The 19307-nt window shown below is 45.6% G+C and carries 23 protein-coding genes; 21 read left to right on the top strand and 2 right to left on the bottom strand.

Features of this window, described 5'->3' with window-relative positions; genetic code table 11:
- Positions 1-188 precede the first annotated feature (188 nt).
- From NWE92_09300 to NWE92_09290, 3 genes are all read left to right on the top strand, one after another.
- Positions 189-419 (top strand): hypothetical protein, encoded by a 231-nt coding sequence (locus NWE92_09300; protein MCW4029824.1) that lies wholly within the window; start codon positions 189-191, stop codon positions 417-419.
- Positions 420-421: 2 nt separating this feature from the next.
- Entirely contained in the window at positions 422-934 is a 513-nt protein-coding gene (locus NWE92_09295) for a hypothetical protein (protein MCW4029823.1), read from the top strand.
- Positions 935-1030: 96 nt separating this feature from the next.
- Entirely contained in the window at positions 1031-2014 is a 984-nt protein-coding gene (locus NWE92_09290) for a galactokinase (protein ID MCW4029822.1), read from the top strand.
- 107 nt (positions 2015-2121) lie between these two features.
- On the opposite strand, the gene NWE92_09285 is transcribed toward NWE92_09290, so the two are convergent.
- The gene (locus tag NWE92_09285; protein MCW4029821.1) at positions 2122-2253 is read right to left on the bottom strand and encodes a hypothetical protein; all 132 of its coding nucleotides are present in this window, start codon (positions 2251-2253) and stop codon (positions 2122-2124) included.
- 172 nt (positions 2254-2425) lie between these two features.
- Positions 2426-2581 (bottom strand): hypothetical protein, encoded by a 156-nt coding sequence (locus NWE92_09280; GenBank protein ID MCW4029820.1) that lies wholly within the window; start codon positions 2579-2581, stop codon positions 2426-2428.
- Between the two features lie 47 nt (positions 2582-2628).
- Here NWE92_09280 and NWE92_09275 point away from each other — a divergent pair, with 47 nt between their 5' ends.
- From NWE92_09275 to NWE92_09190, 18 genes are read left to right on the top strand one after another with little or no spacing between them, the layout of a single operon-like run.
- A complete protein-coding gene (locus NWE92_09275; GenBank protein ID MCW4029819.1) occupies positions 2629-2772 on the top strand; it encodes a hypothetical protein in 144 nt (47 codons plus the stop codon).
- Positions 2769-3392 carry an HAD family hydrolase gene (locus NWE92_09270; GenBank protein ID MCW4029818.1) on the top strand — a complete coding sequence of 208 codons (624 nt, stop codon included), beginning with the start codon at positions 2769-2771 and terminating at the stop codon, positions 3390-3392. The genes NWE92_09275 and NWE92_09270 overlap by 4 nt, the downstream gene beginning before the upstream one ends.
- A complete protein-coding gene (locus NWE92_09265; protein MCW4029817.1) occupies positions 3362-4063 on the top strand; it encodes a hypothetical protein in 702 nt (233 codons plus the stop codon). Before NWE92_09270 ends, NWE92_09265 begins: the two co-directional genes overlap by 31 nt.
- Complete coding sequence (locus NWE92_09260) at positions 4063-4818, top strand: nucleotidyltransferase family protein (protein ID MCW4029816.1); 756 nt, start codon at positions 4063-4065, stop codon at positions 4816-4818. Before NWE92_09265 ends, NWE92_09260 begins: the two co-directional genes overlap by 1 nt.
- Positions 4808-5641 carry an SDR family oxidoreductase gene (locus tag NWE92_09255; GenBank protein ID MCW4029815.1) on the top strand — a complete coding sequence of 278 codons (834 nt, stop codon included), beginning with the start codon at positions 4808-4810 and terminating at the stop codon, positions 5639-5641. Before NWE92_09260 ends, NWE92_09255 begins: the two co-directional genes overlap by 11 nt.
- 3 nt (positions 5642-5644) lie before the next feature.
- Positions 5645-6586, top strand: a complete 942-nt coding sequence (locus tag NWE92_09250; protein MCW4029814.1) for an SDR family NAD(P)-dependent oxidoreductase — start codon at positions 5645-5647, stop codon at positions 6584-6586.
- Positions 6587-6600: 14 nt separating this feature from the next.
- Positions 6601-7491: an FkbM family methyltransferase gene (locus NWE92_09245; GenBank protein MCW4029813.1), complete on the top strand. Its 891-nt coding sequence runs from the start codon at positions 6601-6603 to the stop codon at positions 7489-7491.
- Between the two features lie 2 nt (positions 7492-7493).
- The gene (locus NWE92_09240; GenBank protein MCW4029812.1) at positions 7494-8825 is read left to right on the top strand and encodes a nucleotide sugar dehydrogenase; all 1332 of its coding nucleotides are present in this window, start codon (positions 7494-7496) and stop codon (positions 8823-8825) included.
- The gene (locus NWE92_09235) at positions 8822-9832 is read left to right on the top strand and encodes a Gfo/Idh/MocA family oxidoreductase (GenBank protein MCW4029811.1); all 1011 of its coding nucleotides are present in this window, start codon (positions 8822-8824) and stop codon (positions 9830-9832) included. Before NWE92_09240 ends, NWE92_09235 begins: the two co-directional genes overlap by 4 nt.
- A gap of 10 nt (positions 9833-9842) precedes the next feature.
- Positions 9843-10538 (top strand): glycosyltransferase family 2 protein, encoded by a 696-nt coding sequence (locus NWE92_09230; GenBank protein MCW4029810.1) that lies wholly within the window; start codon positions 9843-9845, stop codon positions 10536-10538.
- Between the two features lie 7 nt (positions 10539-10545).
- A complete protein-coding gene (locus tag NWE92_09225; protein MCW4029809.1) occupies positions 10546-11535 on the top strand; it encodes a Gfo/Idh/MocA family oxidoreductase in 990 nt (329 codons plus the stop codon).
- Positions 11513-12448, top strand: coding sequence for a hypothetical protein (locus NWE92_09220; protein MCW4029808.1), 936 nt, complete (start codon positions 11513-11515; stop codon positions 12446-12448). The genes NWE92_09225 and NWE92_09220 overlap by 23 nt, the downstream gene beginning before the upstream one ends.
- Positions 12445-13395: a glycosyltransferase gene (locus NWE92_09215; protein ID MCW4029807.1), complete on the top strand. Its 951-nt coding sequence runs from the start codon at positions 12445-12447 to the stop codon at positions 13393-13395. Before NWE92_09220 ends, NWE92_09215 begins: the two co-directional genes overlap by 4 nt.
- A 2-nt stretch (positions 13396-13397) precedes the next feature.
- Positions 13398-14555 (top strand): glycosyltransferase family 4 protein, encoded by a 1158-nt coding sequence (locus tag NWE92_09210; protein ID MCW4029806.1) that lies wholly within the window; start codon positions 13398-13400, stop codon positions 14553-14555.
- Positions 14552-15613, top strand: coding sequence for a glycosyltransferase family 2 protein (locus NWE92_09205; GenBank protein ID MCW4029805.1), 1062 nt, complete (start codon positions 14552-14554; stop codon positions 15611-15613). Before NWE92_09210 ends, NWE92_09205 begins: the two co-directional genes overlap by 4 nt.
- Positions 15610-16497, top strand: a complete 888-nt coding sequence (locus tag NWE92_09200; protein MCW4029804.1) for a DUF362 domain-containing protein — start codon at positions 15610-15612, stop codon at positions 16495-16497. The genes NWE92_09205 and NWE92_09200 overlap by 4 nt, the downstream gene beginning before the upstream one ends.
- Positions 16494-17531: a Gfo/Idh/MocA family oxidoreductase gene (locus NWE92_09195; GenBank protein ID MCW4029803.1), complete on the top strand. Its 1038-nt coding sequence runs from the start codon at positions 16494-16496 to the stop codon at positions 17529-17531. The genes NWE92_09200 and NWE92_09195 overlap by 4 nt, the downstream gene beginning before the upstream one ends.
- Positions 17528-19159, top strand: coding sequence for a hypothetical protein (locus NWE92_09190; protein MCW4029802.1), 1632 nt, complete (start codon positions 17528-17530; stop codon positions 19157-19159). Before NWE92_09195 ends, NWE92_09190 begins: the two co-directional genes overlap by 4 nt.
- Positions 19160-19307 lie beyond the last annotated feature (148 nt).

Genomic DNA, 19307 nt, shown 5'->3' with positions numbered 1-19307 from the left:
TCTTGTTTTGATGAGAAGTTTAATATAGGTAGCAGACAAATATTCACTGTTTGTCTGCCGTAAATCGTAGGAGAATATAATTTGGAGAACCCTGCTCAACCGCGGACTTTGCTTTCTAAAAAATATCAACGAATTAGACCCCGCATTGCATTCTGGGTCAAATTCAAGCTGAAACAAGGTGTTTCTGCGTGACCAAAACTTCCACCTACGAAGTCGCTGCCCAAAGCGACCCTGAGCCCGAACATATTTTACTCATCGGCACACAAATCGGGAAATGCGACATCTGCAAAGAAACTAAAAAAATTCTGCTCCTCAAATACGGATTCAACCTCTGCGAAAACTGCCTAAACGTCTGCACAAGCATCCTTGAGCGACTGGAAAATCAAACAAAAACTCCCGATAACAAAAAAGAGGTTTAATAATGGCTAAATCCCTTGCGTTTTCAGAAAAATCCACATTGGAGTATGGAAAAGGAAAACTGGATTGCGGCATCTTTGCTATGATACGTGCCGGTGGACGAAAATTTTTATCCACCCTCAAACGGAAATCTTTGCGAAGCCACAATTCGTGGTATCGTATCCTAAGCTTAGATAAGCGCCGCTTTATTGATGCAGTAATCCAAACCGTGGACAAAATCCAAAGCACCCTGCTTCTAAAAATACTAACCCAGTATACGCAAAAACTGCTACCCGCTATCGGAGGCATCCGCGGCTTAATCAGCCCCCTTACATACCGAATGCACACTTATGGGCGACCCTTAGCACAAAAAATAAGCAAAATCGCAGAAGACTGGGGCAATAGAACTGCTTCTAAATGGGCAAAAGACACCTGTTTCATCCGGTATCTATCGATAAACCAAACTGGAACATCACAACCTTCACCTCTAAACCAATCATCTGATTTTCAGTCGCAAAACATTCTACCATTACTATAACATGGTGTGAAAGGGTCGAGCGGGAGAACTCTTCATTCTAATCTCCTCAACTCCGCGATGAGACCCCACAAAACCTTGCGGCTAAAGGTGTAATTTTTGATTGTAAGCAAAACCCCTCTTCGATTAACATTAGGCGGCGGCGGAACCGATTTGCCATCGTACAGCTCAAATTATGGTGGATTCGTGGTAACCTCAGCTATAAACAAATACATTTACCTAGTGATTAACCAACGATTCGAAGAACCCATCCGCGCAAGCTATTCCATAACTGAAATCGTGTCACCCATAACAAACATCAAGCACCCCGTTATCCGCGAAGCCCTCCAGATGCTACAACTAAAAAGCAACTTGGAAATAATCTCTATTGCTGAACTGCCTGCTGAAACGGGATTAGGGTCTTCTAGCAGCTTTACAGTGGGGCTTCTGCATGCGCTTCACATGTACAAAGACGAGCATTTAACTCGACAGATGTTAGCTGAGGAAGCCTGCCGTTTACAGATGGAGATTCTAAAAGAACCCTGCGGCTTCCAAGACACCTTCATTGCAACATTTGGCGGATTCATCTGCCTTGACATAAAACCCAGCGGACAAGTTGTGGTTTCTCCGCTTAGCATCCCCGATGAAGCAATCCGGGAACTCGAAAACAACTTGGTCTTCTTCTACACCGGAATCAAACGCAGTTCCTCTACAGTGTTATGCGAGCAAGGCTTTGCGGTCAAAAAAGACGGCTCAAAAGAACTTGAGGCGATGCATCAAATCAAAGAAATCGGCTTCAAAGTAAAAAAATCGCTCGAAAAAGGAGACATAACCGAGTTCGGCAGGCTACAACATGAGCACTGGCTGGTTAAAAAACAAACTTCAAACACGATTTCTAACAACGCCATAGACAAATGGTATACACGGGGTCTTGAAAACGGTGCCTTAGGCGGGAAACTTATGGGTGCAGGCGGCGGAGGCTTTTTGATGTTTTATTGCGAGAATGGACGCGACAAACTGCGCAAAGCCATGGCGAAGGAAGGCTTACGGGAAGTTGCTTTCTGTTTTGAACCTGATGGCTCAAAAATATCTCTCCATCTTTAGAGGTGTATAGAACTGAGTGAAGAATTTATTCGAAATTATCTCCAAGAAACCCGAGTTGTCACCGACCACATATCCCTACAAGACATAAACAACGCGATCAATATCCTCTATGACACATGGAAGGCAGGCAAACAGGTTTTCATCGCAGGCAACGGCGGCTCAGCTTCCACTGCTACACATTTCGCATGCGACCTCGCCAAATTCACCTGTGTCGAAGGTAAACCGCGCTTTAGAGTCATCTGCCTAAACGATAACATCCCTTTAGTTTCGGCGTTAACGAACGACTTAGGATGGGAAAACGTTTACTCAGAGCAATTAAAAAATCTCCTCAATAACGGCGACCTATTCATTGTCCTTAGCGTTCACGGTGGTTCAGGCGCAGACAAAGCAGGACTGTGGTCCCAGAACCTGCTAAAAGCTGCCAAACTGGTACAGGACAACGGCGGCAAAGTCATCGCTCTCGCTGGATTTGATGGCGGCGTTCTTAAGCAGATTGCAGACGCCTGTATTGTTGCCCCCGTAAATTCTACCCCTCAAGTTGAAGGCTTCCATGCTGTCCTTACCCATCTGATGTGTGCAGGTCTTCGAGAAAATATCTCACGGAGTTCTTCGGCATGAAACGCATAATTGTTTGGGTAGACAGCGCCGATAACGAAGCGTCACGGGTGCGGGGCGTCATCAAGAATTACTTAACGCAGTCAGGCATCGAACACACCATTTTTGAAACGTGCGAAGTAATAGAGTCGGAAAATGAATGATTGACGCAGTTTTTCTAGACAGAGACGGCGTAATTAATCAACTCGTCTTTTTCCCCGAGTACGGTTTAATAGATTCACCTCTAAACCCCGCAAGCTACAAACTCATCCCTGGCGCAGCCCAAGCTATCCGCGCCTTCAACGAGTTAGGCATCAAAGTTATAGTGGTATCTAACCAGCCTGCAATCGCTAAAGGTAAAACAACGCTGGAACTTTTTGATAAAATCTGCCAAAAAATGAAGCATCTTCTCGAAAAGCAACATGCCTTCGTAGACGCGGAATATTACTGTCTGCATCACCCCAAAGCAAAAGACCCCGAATTACGAACCATCTGCGACTGCCGCAAACCACGCCCTGGCTTAATCCTCAAGGCTGCTGAAGACTTCAGTTTGGACCTCTCGAATTGCTACATGATTGGTGATGGCTTAACTGACATTCAAGCGGGGAACGCTGCGGGGTGTAAATCAATTTTGATTGGACAAAAAAAATGTGACTGCTGTAGGCTCATGGAGGAAATGGACGCGAAACCCGACATAATCGCGTCTAGCCTGCTTGAAGCCTCAGAAATTATTAAAAGTGAAGTGACTAAACAATGGAAATATTCCTTGATACCGCAAATATAGAGGAAATAAAACAGCTTCTGCCTTGGGGCGTCATTTCTGGCGTCACCACAAATCAGAAGATTTTTTCCAACGAGAAAGGCGTAAACTTCCAGGAACGCGTCCAAGAAATCCTCTCCGCAATCGATGCGCCCCTTAGCATTGAAGTAACAAAAACAAACGAATCTGACGAAGCCATGCTCGCAGAGGCTAAAGAGTACTCCAGCTGGAATCCCCAAAACATAGTTATCAAAGTGCCCATGTTTGGCAACGGCCGCGGTCTCACTTTGGCAAAGAAACTGCATAATGCCCAAATCAAAACCAACATCACCTGCCTCATAACCACCAATCAGGTGCTACTATCCGCTCTTTCAGGCGCAACTTACGCCAGCATCTTTTTCTGCCGCGTCCGAGATTCCGGCGGCGACCCAGTGAAAGTCATCCAAGAGTCCAAAAAAATAATCCAAGAAAGCAATCTCCCAACAAAAATCATCGTGGGCAGCATCCGCTCACCCGACGATGTAGCTCAAGCAGCAGCGGCGGGCGCTGACATCATAACCATAACGCCAAAGGTGCTTTTGCAGATGCCCTTCCACCAGAAAACCGAAGATACCATTCAAGAATTTGACCAAGCTTGGCTTGAATTCAAAAAATCCGAAGCTACCGTCGAAAAAGTGTTAACCGTGATGGCTTAGTGTACGCTATTGTTCTTGCTGGAGGATACGCAAAGCGCCTCTGGCCTCTAACTCAAAACACCCCCAAAGCACTTCTACCTATAGCCGGTAAACCCATACTTGACTACATTATCGAAAAAATCGATGCACTCAAGCCTCCCCTGAGCAAGATTGTGTTATCTACCAACATGCTGTTTCAGTCGCAGTTTCAGGCTTGGCTAGACAGCCGTGGATACTCTAACATTGAGCTTGTACCCGACGACACTGTGAGCGAGGCGCAAAAACCTGGCGCTGTCAAAGCCCTTTCAAGCATCATTTTGTCCTCTCCGCTTGACGATGTTTTGGTGTTGGCGGGCGATGGTATGTTCAACGATGACTTGACTGGCATGTTAGATGCCTTTTACCGCAGAAACGCCCCCGTAGTAGCTACCTATGAGGTGGCTGATGTTGAGGAAGCTAAGAGATGTGCGGTTGTAGCCCTCGACAAGGAGGGGAAAATCGTGGAGTTCACCGAGAAACCCTCTAACCCCAAAACTCTACTCGTAGGCGGCGCTGTTTACATGTTTCCAAAGTCGATAAGCAAGCTGTTTAACGAGTATTTGACGTTGGGTTTGCCGATGGATCAGCCGGGGCATTTTTTGGAATGGCTCTATCAGCGTGTTCCCGTTTATGGTTATACTTTGGCAGATCCATTGTGGGACATTGGAACCCATGAGGCTTACAGGGCATGCAACGAACACTTCAGTGCTTCGGGTAAATGTACGCTTGAAGCTTAAAGATAAAGTTGCGTTAGTTACAGGCGGAGGCAGAGGCATTGGGCAGGCTGTTGCTTTAGCGTTTGCCCGTGAAGGCGCCCAAATCGTGGTCGCTTCTCGAACCCGCTCCGAGCTTAACGACACAGTTAATCAAATCAAAACATTAGGCGCAGAAGCTGCTTCAAAAGAAGTAGATGTCTCAAACCCTGACAGCGTCAACAGCTTAGTTGATTTTGCTGTAGATAGGTTTTCTAAAATTGACGTACTGGTGAACTGTGCAGGTATGTTTGGCCCCATAGGTCCCCTATTCAAAAATGACGTCGCCAAATGGATAGCAACCATTAACGTAAACCTAATCGGGACAGTTCTTTGCTGCAAATCGGTTTTGCCGTTTATGATTAAGCAGCGTTCGGGAAAAATCATCAACATGTCAGGCGGAGGCGCAGCTAACCCACACCCTAACTTCTCAGCGTATGGAGCCTCCAAGGCGGCTGTGGTACGTTTCACTGAAACCATAAGTGAAGAACTAAAAGACTACAACATACAAGTTAACGCCATTGCCCCTGGGGGTATAGCGACAAGTCTTCAAGATGATGTTATAGCTGCTGGCGAATTAGCCGGCAAAGAAGGACTTGCTAACGCCCAAAAAATCAAGGCAACCGGCGGAACCCCCATGGAGAAACCGGTGTCGCTTGCGGTTTTTCTTGCTTCTAAAGAGTCTGATTGGTTGAGTGGCAAACTGATTAGTGCAGTTTGGGATGACTGGCAGAATATGCCTCGGACTGTGGCTTTATCTGACATTTACACGCTTAGGCGTGTTACAAAAAACTGGATTGAAGGTTAAAAAATGAATGCAGTAGTGACAGGCGGCGCAGGATTCATAGGTAGCCACCTTGTTGACCGTCTACTCCAAGAAGGTCACACGGTGACGGTTGTTGACAATATGTCCTGTGGTCGCATGGAAAATCTGGCTCAACATGCAGGGAACACTCGGTTGGTAGTCCACCAAGTTGACATAAAAGACGCTGAAGCCTTAAATCGAATTTTCAGCGGACACGATGTTGTGTTCCATTTAGCCGCCCAAGCTAACATCCGAAAAAGCCTTCTTGACCATCGTTCCGACCTAGACAACAACCTCATCGGAACCCTCAACGTTTTGGACGCCATGATAAAGAACGGCGTCTCTGACCTCGTTTTTGCTTCCACATCCGCGGTTTATGGCGAAGCAACCCTGCGGCCCACCCCTGAAACCTATTTCCCCTACCAAACCTCGCTTTATGGCGCTTCAAAACTTGCCTGTGAAGCATACACTGAAGCCTACACAGAGTTTGCACCCCTAAAGTTTTGGGCCTTCCGTTTCGCAAACGTTATCGGTGAACGTTGCAGACGCGGCGTAATCTGGGATTTCACTCATAAACTCAAAAATAACCCCTCCGAACTCGAAATTTTAGGCGACGGAAAACAAAGCAAAGAATACCTGCATGTTAAGGACTGTGTGGAAGGCATTTTGATTGGCTACAGACGCGCCCATGGCAAAACCAACATTTTCAATTTAGGCTTAGAAGAACAAACCAGTGTGGACCATGTCGCAGACCTTATCATGGACGAGCTGGGTTTAGATAAAACCAAAGTCCCCCGTCGCTACAGTGGTGGAAATCGCGGCTGGATTGGCGATAATCCTCAAGTCGTTTTGTCCATTGAAAAGATAAAGAAGCACGGTTGGAAGCAGTCGGTGCCTTCTGAAGAAGCAATTAGACAAACCGCCCGATGGACCCTACAGCACCTTTAGGTGTCGAAGTTTTTTTGACTGTAACTGTAAAAAAACCAATAAACGCCTCACTAAAAATCAAGCGTATATCTTATCAGATATGGAAACGAGTAAGCACTTATCTGGTGATACGCTTTCCCAATGTCCTCTTCAAACCTGATATTTTAGAAACTGCTCTATCCCTGATGCATAAGTCGAATACACAGATTTCTGTTTTCTTACGCGGCGTAAAAGAAGGCGACATCGTGTTTGATGTTGGCGCAAACATCGGCGAGTTCACTATCCTCCTTTCTCACGTTGTAGGACCCAACGGGAAAGTCCATGCTTTCGAGCCTGTACCTCAAACCTTCGAAAAATTGTCCCAAAACGTTGCTAAATCTCCAATAAAAAAGCAGGTGGTTCTAAACGAAATCGCCCTGAGTGACCATTTAGGAAACGCAAAAATATACATGCCTATCTCTGAAACCACCGAGGCATCATTAACTGGCCATACCTACGCTTGCTGGCGTTCTCAATCTGTGCAATCCTTTGATTGCCGCCTGCAAACTTTAGATAACTACGTTGAAGTCAACCACATCGAAAGGGTGGATTTTGTTAAGATGGACGTGGAAGGTGCTGAAATGCTGGTGTTGCAAGGTATGGAAAAACTTTTGCAAGGTCCCTCTCCGCCAATGTTGATGCTGGAGGCGTTTCCCTCTTGGCTAAAGGACTTTGGCTTCACAATTCAAGACTTGTTTAATCTGCTAACTGAACATGGTTATTCTGTATATTTTTTGGGTAAAGACACTATCGTTCCTTGTCTAAGCGCCAACGAAATGGAGCGTCTCATAACTTTTCCTCACTTCGTGGATTTTTTCTGCTTAATACCCCAACGGCACAGTCAACAAATGGCTGTCATAAAAAAATATTTACCACAAACTGATTGACTATGAAGACCGTCAGCGTTTGTGTCGTTGGTATTTGGCATCTTGGCTCTATATATTCGGCGTGCTTAGCCGAATTAGGCTATCACGTAACCGGTGTAGATGCAGACTCTGAAAAAGTTTCTCGTTTAAATGAGGGCGTGCCTCCCCTCTTTGAGCCGGGACTCGACGAACTTATTTCGAAGAATATTCAACAAAAACGGCTAAGATACACTACTGATTTAGAAGCCGCAGTCAAAGATTCATCTTTTATTTTGATTACTTATGATACGCCCGTTGATGAAAATGACGAAGTTGACTTGTCCGGCATTTTCCAGACAATCAGGTCTCTAACGCCTTGGATACAAGAGCATTCAATCATTATCCTGAGTAGTCAAGTGCCCGTTGGAACTTGTAACCAAATAAAAGAATCAATCAAACAGGCGCGGCATCTGCTGGATTTTGAAGTTGCCTACGTCCCTGAGAACCTTCGATTAGGTCAAGCCATCTCCAGATTCATGAAACCTGACCTGTTAGTTTTGGGTGCAGACAACCAAGCTACACTTGACCGAGTCGCCGAATTATTCAAGCCGCTTAACTGCCCAAAAATTCGGATGAACCTAAAATCTGCCGAAATGACCAAACATGCCCTAAACGCCTTTCTCGCAACATCGATAAGTTTCGCCAATGAACTTGGCAACCTCTGTGACTGCGTCGGCGCCGACTTCTTGAAGGTCGCTCAAGCTTTACGGCTCGATAGCAGAATTGGACCAAATGCGTTGCTTAAGCCCGGATTGGGCTTTTCCGGAGGTACCTTAGCCCGAGATGTTAAGGTGCTTCAAAAAGTAGGCTCAGAACATGGTTGCCCGATGGAGTTGGTAACAGCCGTTTTTAGAGTTAACCAAAAACAAAACCAAGCAGTCCTCGTAAAACTCAAACAACTATTTGGTTCTCTTGACGGTCTCACTTTCTCTGTTTTCGGGTTAACCTATAAGCCTGGAACCAGCACGTTGCGTCGCTCGGTAGCCTTAGAAATCATAAAAACCCTCGAGGCAGAAGGCGCCAAAATCAAGGCTTACGACCCAAAGGCGGACTTGTCGGAACTAAAAACCTACAACTTCGAGTTCTTCTCGGACCCTCTTTTAGCAGCCCAGCAAAGCCAAGCCCTCATCTTCGTAACCGAATGGCCCGAATTCAAAAACCTCGACTTCACAAAAATCAAAACCGCCATGAAGACTCCAATAATAATTGACCCCCAAAATATGCTTGACGGAGTCATGTTAGAGAAGTTTGGGTTCACTTATCTGGGAACTGGACGGGGAAAAAACCTGGTTTTTGCGGAGGCTGATTTGTCTTGAGGGTTGGCTTAGTTGGTTCAGGTTTGCAGGGATGCCGAAGAGCCCCAATAATATGCGCCGCAAGAGACCAGCTTGTCGTGGTAAGCGCTGACCCTAAGGAGCCGATGCAGGCGGGGGATTTAGCAAAAACCTGCGCGTGCGAAGCCACCGTAGGTTGGGAACAAGTCGTTAAGCGTGACGATTTAGACGCCGTAGTAATTTGCACTCCTCCACATTTACATGCAAAAATCGCCATAGCCGCCATGGAATCCTGCAAACACGTATTATGTGAAAAACCTTTAGCCACCTCACTTTCGGATGGTCAGGCAATGGTGGATGCCGCAAAAAACAATAAGGTAAAACTCAAATGTGGCTTAAACCACCGTTTCCACCCAGCAATCGCTAAAGCCAAACAACTTTTTGATGCAGGCGAAATCGGCGAAGCACAATTTGTTCGTTGCAGATACGGCATCGGTGCGCGTCCTAACTGCGGCAAAGAGTGGCGTGCAGACCCCACGATGGCGGGCGGCGGCGAATTAATGGATCAAGGCACGCATGCCATCGACTTATCCCGATGGTTTCTGGGAGATTTTAGCGAAGTTGCAGCTTTTACTGCTAACTACATCCCTGATTTAAAAAAGGTGGAGGATAACGGTTTTCTCCTTCTAAAAACAACCTCAGGTAGAATAGCTTCTATCCATGCAAGTTTAAGTCAATGGAAAAACCTGTTTTCCTTTGAGGTTTTCGGCTCCGAGGGCTACCTAACGGTAGAGGGTTTAGGCGGCAGTTATGGCACGGAACGCTTAGTATTTGGCAAAAAAGATTGCTCCAAACCCTTCACTGAAGAAGTCACTGAATTTAGAGGTGAAGACCACTCATGGCTTTTGGAGTGGCAGGACTTTACAGCTGCAATTCGTGAAAACCGTGAGCCGCTTGCAAATGGTGTTGACGGTTTAAGGGTTTTGCAGCTTGTCAATGCAGCCTATGATTCAGCTCACAAACACTGCATTATTCAATTATCCTCTTAATTGGTTAATAATGACTCTAGGCTACGAAAATGTATCTTCTGTTTTCCCCCGGGTTTCTGTGGTAATCTGCACCTTAAACGAGGAAGCAAACGTAGCCACGGTGGTAAGAAAAATTCCCAAATGGATCTCAGAAGTCATTTTGGTAGATGGGCACTCTACTGACAACACGGTTTCCGTTGCTAAACAGGTTCTGCCCTCTATTCGAGTGCTCTATCAGCCTGGACACGGAAAAGACACTGCAATGAAGTATGGTTTTCGAAACGCTACTGGAGAAATCATTGTAACCTTAGACGCCGACGGCTCAACTGACCCCGAACAGATCCCTATCTTTGTCTCTATGCTTCTTCAGGGCTACGATTTTTCGAAAGGTTCCCGTTTTTTAGACGCGGATCCTGTTATGCCGTTTCACAGAAAAATCGGCAACAAAATGTTGGCGCGCTACACAAACTTCCTATACGGCACAAAGTACACTGACGTCTGTTGCGGCTATAACGCGTTCTGGAAAAGTTGCCTAAGCAAAATCAGCCTATCTGATGACCAGTTTGACTATGAACCTGTTCTTTGCGTGAAAATAAAGCAGGCAGGGTTAAAAGTTGCAGAGATACATTGCCGAGATACTGGCAGAAAAACAGGTAACAGCAAATTACCAATGGGGACGCAGGGGTTTAAAGCGGTTTTTGCGATTCTGCGACAACGATTCTCCTAAAAGCTGAGTGCTTGTTTTGTTGCGTGCAGGGATTGTGGGGCTGGGCAAAATGGGGCTTTTGCACATGAGCATGCTTAGTGCCATGCCAAACGTGACAGTTGTAGCTGCCTGCGACAAAAGCAAACTGATAACTGGCTTTGCTAAAAATGCCCTCAAAGAAATCACGTTCGTAAACACAGTGGATGATTTTGCAACATTAAATCTAGATGTTGTCTACGTTACTACTCCAATTCCGTCACACGCCCAAATCGTTGAGAGCATCTTTAAAGAAAATATTACGTCAAATATTTTTGTCGAAAAAACACTTGCCTCCTCTGTTGACCAAGCCGAAATCATCTGCAAACTAGCCGCTGGCAGCGGTGGCAAAAACATGGTTGGCTACGAACGCCGTTACGCTGTAACCTTCAAAAAAGCCTATGAGCTTCTGCAGAATGGTACCATCGGCAAACCCGTTTCGTTTAAGGCATATGCGTATTCTTCTGACTTCTCAACGCTCGACTGTGAGAAAGCCCAAAAAGCGTCTCTTGCACGAGGTGGGCTGTTGCGCGATTTGTGTTCACATGCGATTGATTTGTCGTTGCATTTTTTTGGCGACTTAAAAGTGGTTTCTAAACGGGAAAATAAACTCGACAACAGCGGCTTCGTCGAGTCCCTTACCATAAACGTTGAAGGTGAAGATGTTGTGGGGATGGTTGATGCTTCATGGTGCAAGGCCGGTTACCGTTTACCTGAGATTGGGTTAGAACTTGATGGCACAAAAGGCGCCATAAACGTCAATGATGACCAGTTAACACTAAAACGCCCCGATGAGGCTCCAACTAAGTTGTACCGGTTAAACTTGGGCGATAACGTTGATTTTCTTCTTGGCGCACCCGAATACTATCGAGAAAGCAAAGCCTTCATTGCCTCCATAGCCGAAGGCAGCGTGGCACAACCAGACTTTCTTGCTGCCCTAAAAGTCGAGAGAATAATCGATGAATACCAGCGAATATCCTAAAACCGATTCTTTGCTCTTAGTCGGCGACAACGCTTTCCAAGGCGTCAACCACCTATCACAGGACCGTGCACGCGTCAGAGTCAACGATATAACTAGCCCTGATTACTGCGCTGAACTGGTTCTCACAGCAATAGGAAACGGCGCAGACGGTTTCATGTTCTCCGTCAATGATCGCATGCTATCCATTCTGGGCGCCCTAAAAAACAAAAACCCCTCCGTAACCCTGAATCTTCACGCTATTGTTCCCAGCGCAGTTGATTATGTGAGGGTAAGCGGTCAGAAGGGCATGGAGGGGATGGTTAAAGATTTTACTCATCAAATGATAACCTCCCATGACGCTGGTGCGGCACTTGCCTGTTTTCAGGGCGTCGTTAAACGCGATGTTAAGTGTCTCTTAGCTGGTTTATTATCGCTGGAGATTGACCAAATTAAGTCTGCATCAGGAAAAAAAGGCGAGTTAAACTCGGTTTTGCTGCACGAACTGCTGACCGACATGGCTTTAGCTCTGGATTTGAAGTGGTTTTTTGAATCATTCATCGCCGAGGTTCAGTCACATAACGTTGTGGCAGGTTTTGAAACCCGCAATTTCGCATTGTTGCTCAAAAAAATCCGTCAATGGCGATTAAGCCTTGATGATGTTGTTTTAGTGGCGCCTTTTAACTCGGTCGGTTTTCAAATGAACCCCTCGCGAGAAGAATGTGAAGCAGCTCTAAACACGCTATCTGAGGCTAACGTGTTGGCGATGAACGTTTTGGCTTCCGGCTACCTGAGTGTACCCGAGGCCGTTGACTACCTTAAGGGTCTGCCCAACCTCCGCGGGGTCGCTGTAGGCGTTTCAAAGCAAGCGCACGCAATCGAAACCTTCCAGTTTTTAAAACAAAACCTAACGCCAAAACAGAGAATCTGTCCATGAAACCCGCTTTATCCGTAATAGTTCCAACGTATAATGCTCAAAGAAAAAAAGACCTCTTTGAGTTTTTGGATTCAGCGGGAAAACAAACCCGCTCCGACATAGAAGTAATTGTGGTGGTTGAAGAATCAAAGCAGCTCTACCATGACCTCTTGCGTCACCTTGGAGATTCCGGTTTGCAGGTTAAAGTTATATTTAGTCCTGGGTTACGAGGCATTTCTTTTTCTAGAAATTTGGGTATAGCCAACTCGTCTGGGAAAATAATTGCTATAACTGATGACGATGCGATTTTGTCTCCTGACTGGGCAGAAAATCTGATAGAGACTTATCGGCGGTATCCTCAAGCCATAGGCGTTACTGGTCAAGCGGTGCCGCTGTGGATTGATAAGTCCGATTCTTGGTTTCCTGAGTCCCTTTACTGGATGATTGGCTGCACCGCTTTTCGAGGCTGGAATAGCGAACGCGAAACCAACCTCTCCTCGGGTGTTAACATGTCTTTTAGGGCGGAGGCTTTCAAATTTGCCCAGTTTCCCGTTAATTTGGGCGCTGGCGCAAGTGCCGAGGGAAAACTTGGGTTCCCCAACGAAGACAACGATTTCGCTATGAAAATAACCGCGCTAACCCAGAAATCCATAATTTACAACCCTGACGTATGGGTTCACCATAAAGTGTATTCTAATCGGTTAAGTAACAAGTACATCAAAAAATACGCGTTCTGGCAGGGATGCGCCGAAGCCCGATACGCCGACAAATGGTACTCCAAAAACAGGCGCGAATCAATGCGGTCTAAAATGCTAAAAGAACTCACGGTGGATATCTTTGCTTCTATGGTTCGCGAAACTCGGATTGGGTTTCGGAAAGCTAAGGTTTTTGTTTTGTTGATGTGTTTTTTTGGTCTCGGCTACGTTTCTTACAAGTTTCGTCGGTACCCCTTGTTTTTGATAAAATAACAGTGCATTTTCTATTGCGTGTCGCTTTTATTTCTCCCGAGTTTTACCCTAAGATTGGCGGTATAGAAGTGAGATTATATGAGTTGGCAACTCGTCTGGTCAAGAAGGGAGTAGAGGTTGACGTTATTACAACTGATTATTCAGGTAACCTTCCCTCTAAAGAAGAAATCAACGGGGTTGCAGTGCGGCGGTACCGTTCTTCAGGGCCTAAAAGCGCATATGTCCTATCAAGCCCCCAGATTTATGGTGCAGTTAAACATTGCAACGCTGACATTATGGATGTTCAAAGCTTCCAAGCATTTTCTTCCTTTGCGGCGTTGTTGGGTAAACGCAAAACTCAGCCTCTGGTTTTTACGCCCCATTATCACGGGCGGTCCTATTCGGTTGAACGAAATATTCTTCTTAGGTTTTATCGGTCAATTATGCATAGTGTTCTTCAGGTTCCTTCCCGAATAATTTGTGTTTCCCCCTACGAGCAACACTTATTCGAGAAACATTTCAGCGAAGCAGTTGGCAGAACAGTCGTTTTGCCAAACGCAATTGATTGGACTCAAATCAGCAACCGTCATTGGAAGCCTCCTAGTGAATCAAAAATCTTGTATGTTGGTCGGTTGGAGAAACAAAAAAACTTTGATAAACTCTTAAAAGCCTTCGACATACTGGTGAATGAAAAAAAATATGACGCGACCTTGACTGCTGTAGGTTTGGGTAGTTACGAATCAACCGCAAAACAGTACATTCAGAAAGCAAACCTGCAAGGCCGGGTAGTCTTTAAATCTAATTTGCAGCAGTCTGAGCTTTTTGATGAGTACCAATCTGCCTCTTTGTGTGTAATGCCCTCCGAATTGGAGGCTTTTAACATGGTTGTCGCTGAAGCGATAGCGGTAGGTACCCCAACTTTGGTCGCTAACACGTCTGCTTTAAGTGATTTTGTTAACAATGGCTTAAGTGTGGGTATTGCCCCTCCAATTACTCCGCAGCGCATCTGCGAGAGCATGTTATCTGTGCTGGCTTCGCCGAATTTGGCCAATTACTCTAAAAGAGATTTGGCGGAGCAAAGACTCTATTCCTGGGACGAAGTTAGCGAGGGCATTTTAAAAATCTACCACTCTGTGCTTGAAAATGACTATTCTATGCCCTTTTCTTCAGTGCCCCTATGAGTGAAGAAACCCTCTTGGCAGAAACTCAAACTTACGCTCTGTCCGTAATCATACCTACCAAGAACTCTGCTAAACGCATCAGCAACTGCCTTAAATCGCTATTCCACCAGTCCTTCAAGAGCTTTGAGGTCATAATTGTTGATGGGCACTCTACCGATGACACCGTACGATTGGCTTCCGCTTTTCCCGTCACTGTCTGTTACGAAAACTATGGTACCCGAGGCGGCGCCTGCAACGTTGGCGCCCAAAACGCCAAAGGCGACATACTTGTTTTCACAGACGACGATTGCCTTTTCCCCCCTGACTGGTTACGCCAGGTCTATGATTGTTTTGCAAAAAATCCCCATCTAACTGCTTTCGGCGGCTTAGATGTCAACGTTGAAGATGACACCTTGTCCAGTAGAAGCCGTGGCATCTTTGACACGTATGGTCGTCAAGAAACAGCTTCTGATATTGACGCAGTATTTCGAATTAAGGGTTGCAACTCTGCTTACCAAAAGGGCGCTTTCTTTAGATTGGGCGGATTTGACCCGTCGCTTAAGTACTGGGAAGAATCCGAACTTCACGTCCGAATGTTCTGTGAACCCAACACAAAAAACCAACTGTTGTTTGAACCCCGTATCGCCATAAATCATTATCGCCACGCCGAGAGCCCTTATCGAATCCGAAAAATCATGCGCTATGGCGTCCCGGTCCTAACGAAGCGTGACATTTTCATGACTAGCCTAAAAGCCCATTACTCCGCAGCCTTCACCACGTATCTCTTATGCGGCGCCCTGCTTGGCTTCATTGCTGTAACCCTGCTTTTTGGTTTTCTTTTTCCCCAAAACATCCTGACCATAATCGGCGTTGAGTTCGTCTTAGGCGTTACCGGTTTGTTTCTCTATGCGTTAACGATTGTTTTTAGGGCAAGAAAGAAATTCACAAAAAGTGAACTTGCAATTATTCCATTCAACGTATTCCTTGATACGGCCCTCAAGGTTGTTGGGTTAACTCAAGGTCTCTTCGATTTGGTTCAAATCAACCTAAATAAAAACAGAACCCCTGAAACATCATGAACGCGTCAAGGGTTGTCATTGAACACACAAACATCGGCGGTTGCTATGGCAGCATCGCTAAAATCTTTGCTTTATCCCAAACCAAAGTACCCAGCCACGGCAAAATCGCCATCAAACTCAACCTAAGCTGCGCCCGGTCCTATGAAACAGGAGTAACAAGCGACCCGCGAGTAGTGGCTGCCTTGGTAAAATATCTTCAAGACAACTGTGCACCTGAATCAATCTGTCTTGTTGAAAGCGATTCAACCGGTGAATACGTCAAATATCTGTACCGTTGGTTGGGTTTTGAGAAGCTTGCGTCGGAGTTAGGCGTGGAGCTAATTAATTTATCCAAGGATACCTTGACCAAAAAAGCCATAGATGGTTTTCATTTCAAAGAGGTTGACGTTCCCAATACCTTGTTAGAATGCGACTTTTTTGTAAGCCTTGCCAAACTTAAACGGCACACTATGACTGGTATTTCCTGTATTCTAAAAAACCAGTTTGGCTGCTTACCCTATAAACGCAAAATTGACTACCACCCCTTTTTAGACGACGTAATCGTGGACGCGAATTTGATGCGAAAACCCGACTTCTCGCTTGTTGATGGCATCCTCGTTTTGGAGGGCTTCTTTGGTCCGTCTGCGGGTATTCCGAGGAATCATGGTTTGTTGTTGGGTGGCGTTGACCCCGTTGCCGTTGACGCCCTATGTGCGGTCACTTTGAAATGTAACCCCCAAAAAATCGTGCATTTAGAGAAAGCCCAACAGAAAGCCTTGGGTAATAAAAAATACGGGGCTGTCAGCAGCACTCTCAATGCTACTCCCCAACTGAGCCGCTACATGTTTTTGGATTTTGTTTTAACCAAAACGTATCTTTCAACCAAAAAAGTGTTAAAAAAATGACAGGACACAAATTAAAAGTTGGTATAGTGGGCTGCGGTAAAATCGCCACCGAAGTTCACCTGCCTATCTTAACGCAAATTCCCGGAGTCGAATTAGCGGCTGCAGTTGATGTGAGCATTGACCTTGCTAAAAGCGCCGCCAAACGGTACGGCATTAAAAAGTGTCTCTCAGACTACAGCGAAATTCTCGATACTGATTTAGATGTAATCGACATCTGTACTCCGCCTGCGTTGCATGCCCAAATCGCATTCGACGCCGTAAGTAGCGGTCATCACGTGATGGTGGAAAAACCCTTAGCATTCAATTATGGTGATGCAAAAAAAATCGTGGATGCCGCTGAGCAAAAAAAGGTAAAGTTGTCCGCGATCCAAAATTATCGTTTCCTGTCCAGCGCCAAGAAAGTCAAATCGCTGGTTGAGGAGGGATGCATGGGTAAACTTTTGGGTTCCCACATGACCTTTCACATGTGTGGTGTGCCCTCGTCTTCGTATCTTCGTGACCCTGCACTTTCAGGGGGCATAATCTTTGAGACGGCTGTTCACCAAATCGACTTATTTAACTGGCTTGTCGGTGGCGTAACTGACGTGTTAGCTGTTGGGTCTGACCCATTTGAAAGCTATGGGTTCCCCACTCATGTGGTAGCATTGTTAAAAACTCGAAGCGGAGTGTTTGGTTACCTTGATGTTTCCTATTTGGGCGGCGATGGCGAAAACAAGATGCGCCTCTTTGGTACTGGTTCCAATGCGGAAATTGACCTGAAATATGACCTGCTCACCCATACGCATTCCTCCAAGACTATTGTAAATACGCAAATGCATTCTACGATGCAGGTTCTCAAAATTGGGTTGGATGCAGTTTCAGGTGTTTACGCTCGCCGAGTAAACGGGCATATAGATTTCATTAACCAATTTCTCTCCTGCGTAGTCGCAAATAGGGCGCCTCCCGTTCTTCCATTTGAGAGTTTGGCGGTTATTGGTATTCTTGATGCTTGCCAGAAATCTTTGCAAACCGAATCTTGGGTAAGTACCCTTTGAAGTTACCTATCAAATTACTCATCGGCTGGCAACTTGTCGTGTTGCCCCTGCTTTATCTTTTCTCCCGTTCACCGATTCTTTATTTGTTTGTGGTTCTCTGCTTTATACCCCCAATAATCATTTGCTTAGCAAAGCCAAGTTGGAGACTTGTAGTTTTTTCATTGATTTTGCTTGCTATCTCCCAGTGCGGTCCCATAGTTAGCGCTGAACCCGCATATGGGGAGGGTTGGTTTTCCGACTCAATGATTGACTACCGAATCGCCGACATCATAACTCAATCTACTCATTTTACAGTTGGGGAAGTAGGTGATAACAGGCGAACGTATCAGTACAGTTCTTTTCCAGCCATACACGTTTTGGCGGCTTCCTCTTCAAAAGTGACGGGGTTGGATCCCTTTGTTTTATGGCGGTTTATTCTGCTTCCTTTGTTATGTGTTGTTTTGGTTTATTCTCTTCTAACAATCTTCACACAATTGGGCGCAACCTTACAAGTCGCCGGCGTCTCCTCAATCATCTTCTTAACGTCCTATTCGAGCACTTTTTTCCATTCTCAATTTGTCCGGGAATCTTTAGCTTTCCCCATGATGCTTCTGGTTTTTGCGCTTTTCCTTAAATTTGAAGGCGTCAAAAAAGTCAGTTACATCGCTTTAACATTCGCTGTCATGCTGTTAGTAGTTATGGGGCACCACTTCACCTCCTACATGATGGTGGCTTTTCTGGTTTTATTCGCCCTTTTTGCACCTAAAAACTCGCGTTACATAAAATTTGTTGGATTAGCTATTGGGTTAGTGGCGTTTTGGGGTTTTTTTGTTTCCGTATCCGCTTCTCAGGGCGTCCTAGAAACCGGATTCAACAGCGTTTTAGACGTGTTCACTCGTGCCTTCTCATCCGAGCAGACTTCTGCGATAATGCCCGATAAATCGCCTTTCAACATTTTTTTTGCCATAGCACAATATGTGTTGTTGTTGCTGCTCGGGTTGTTTGGGTTGCGCAAACTTTTTTCCTTAAAACTGTCGGTGACAACAGTTTTTGTGCTCACTTGTACTGGGTTGTTTTTTGCTGCTATGCTGATTCGGTTTTATAACGTTAGCTTTGTGGGGGGGCTAGGTCAAAGAATTCTTAGTTTCGCTTTTGTTGGTCTTGCTTTGTTAGCTTCTTTTGGGCTTGTGCTTCTCTACGAGAAAATAGGTGACGCCAAAAAGTTACTCCGCCTCTCGTTAATGGCGGTCATTATCGCCGTCATGGCTGTAGGTTCATTAGCACAGCAGTCCAACTGGTTCACTTCAACTTTAGACGGACAACCTCGTCAACTGCCCTTTTTTAACCGCGCCGTCTACTTAGGTGCGGAGTTTCTAAATGAAACCGCGACTGACAACGCGTATGTAGTATATAATGTGGCGCCAGTTGATTTGCCCGTAGATGAATACGATGTTGCGTTGTGCCTTGGAACCTATGGCGATGTACCTCAGGGTAACTGGTATGAGATTTCACGAGTAATTGATGCTTCGTCTGTTTATTTTGTGAGAGTGGACGATTCTTATTTTATAGCGTCTCCGGGGAACTTTACCGCTTCAAACTATGACATAGTTTACTCAACTACATCCTACGACCTTCGGGTTTCCCCATAAATCAACTCAATGGACTGTGAAAAAAGTTGGATATTGTTTTTAAATATAGAGAGTACTCTTCGCTGATTAGGGCCAGCCCCAAATTTGGGTTATTGACCCTCATGCTTGCTGTTCTTCCCCATAAACTCCGTTCATTCATATTATACCA

The organism is Candidatus Bathyarchaeota archaeon (assembly GCA_026014745.1).
Taxonomy (GTDB): Archaea; Thermoproteota; Bathyarchaeia; order Bathyarchaeales; family Bathycorpusculaceae; genus Bathycorpusculum.
Note: the sequence above shows the minus strand (reverse complement) of the source record. Positions and strands in the feature narration are given on the sequence as shown.

Coding starts and splice junctions, on each gene's coding strand:
- NWE92_09265 (MCW4029817.1), top strand. CDS start 3,362: ATGGAAATATTCCTTGATACCGCAAATATAGAGGAAATAAAACAGCTT.
- NWE92_09240 (MCW4029812.1), top strand. CDS start 7,494: ATGAAGACCGTCAGCGTTTGTGTCGTTGGTATTTGGCATCTTGGCTCT.
- NWE92_09200 (MCW4029804.1), top strand. CDS start 15,610: ATGAACGCGTCAAGGGTTGTCATTGAACACACAAACATCGGCGGTTGC.
- NWE92_09250 (MCW4029814.1), top strand. CDS start 5,645: ATGAATGCAGTAGTGACAGGCGGCGCAGGATTCATAGGTAGCCACCTT.
- NWE92_09270 (MCW4029818.1), top strand. CDS start 2,769: ATGATTGACGCAGTTTTTCTAGACAGAGACGGCGTAATTAATCAACTC.
- NWE92_09285 (MCW4029821.1), bottom strand. CDS start 2,253: ATGACTCTAAAGCGCGGTTTACCTTCGACACAGGTGAATTTGGCGAGG.
- NWE92_09215 (MCW4029807.1), top strand. CDS start 12,445: ATGAAACCCGCTTTATCCGTAATAGTTCCAACGTATAATGCTCAAAGA.
- NWE92_09230 (MCW4029810.1), top strand. CDS start 9,843: ATGACTCTAGGCTACGAAAATGTATCTTCTGTTTTCCCCCGGGTTTCT.
- NWE92_09295 (MCW4029823.1), top strand. CDS start 422: ATGGCTAAATCCCTTGCGTTTTCAGAAAAATCCACATTGGAGTATGGA.
- NWE92_09220 (MCW4029808.1), top strand. CDS start 11,513: ATGAATACCAGCGAATATCCTAAAACCGATTCTTTGCTCTTAGTCGGC.
- NWE92_09195 (MCW4029803.1), top strand. CDS start 16,494: ATGACAGGACACAAATTAAAAGTTGGTATAGTGGGCTGCGGTAAAATC.
- NWE92_09275 (MCW4029819.1), top strand. CDS start 2,629: ATGAAACGCATAATTGTTTGGGTAGACAGCGCCGATAACGAAGCGTCA.
- NWE92_09205 (MCW4029805.1), top strand. CDS start 14,552: ATGAGTGAAGAAACCCTCTTGGCAGAAACTCAAACTTACGCTCTGTCC.
- NWE92_09280 (MCW4029820.1), bottom strand. CDS start 2,581: ATGGGTAAGGACAGCATGGAAGCCTTCAACTTGAGGGGTAGAATTTAC.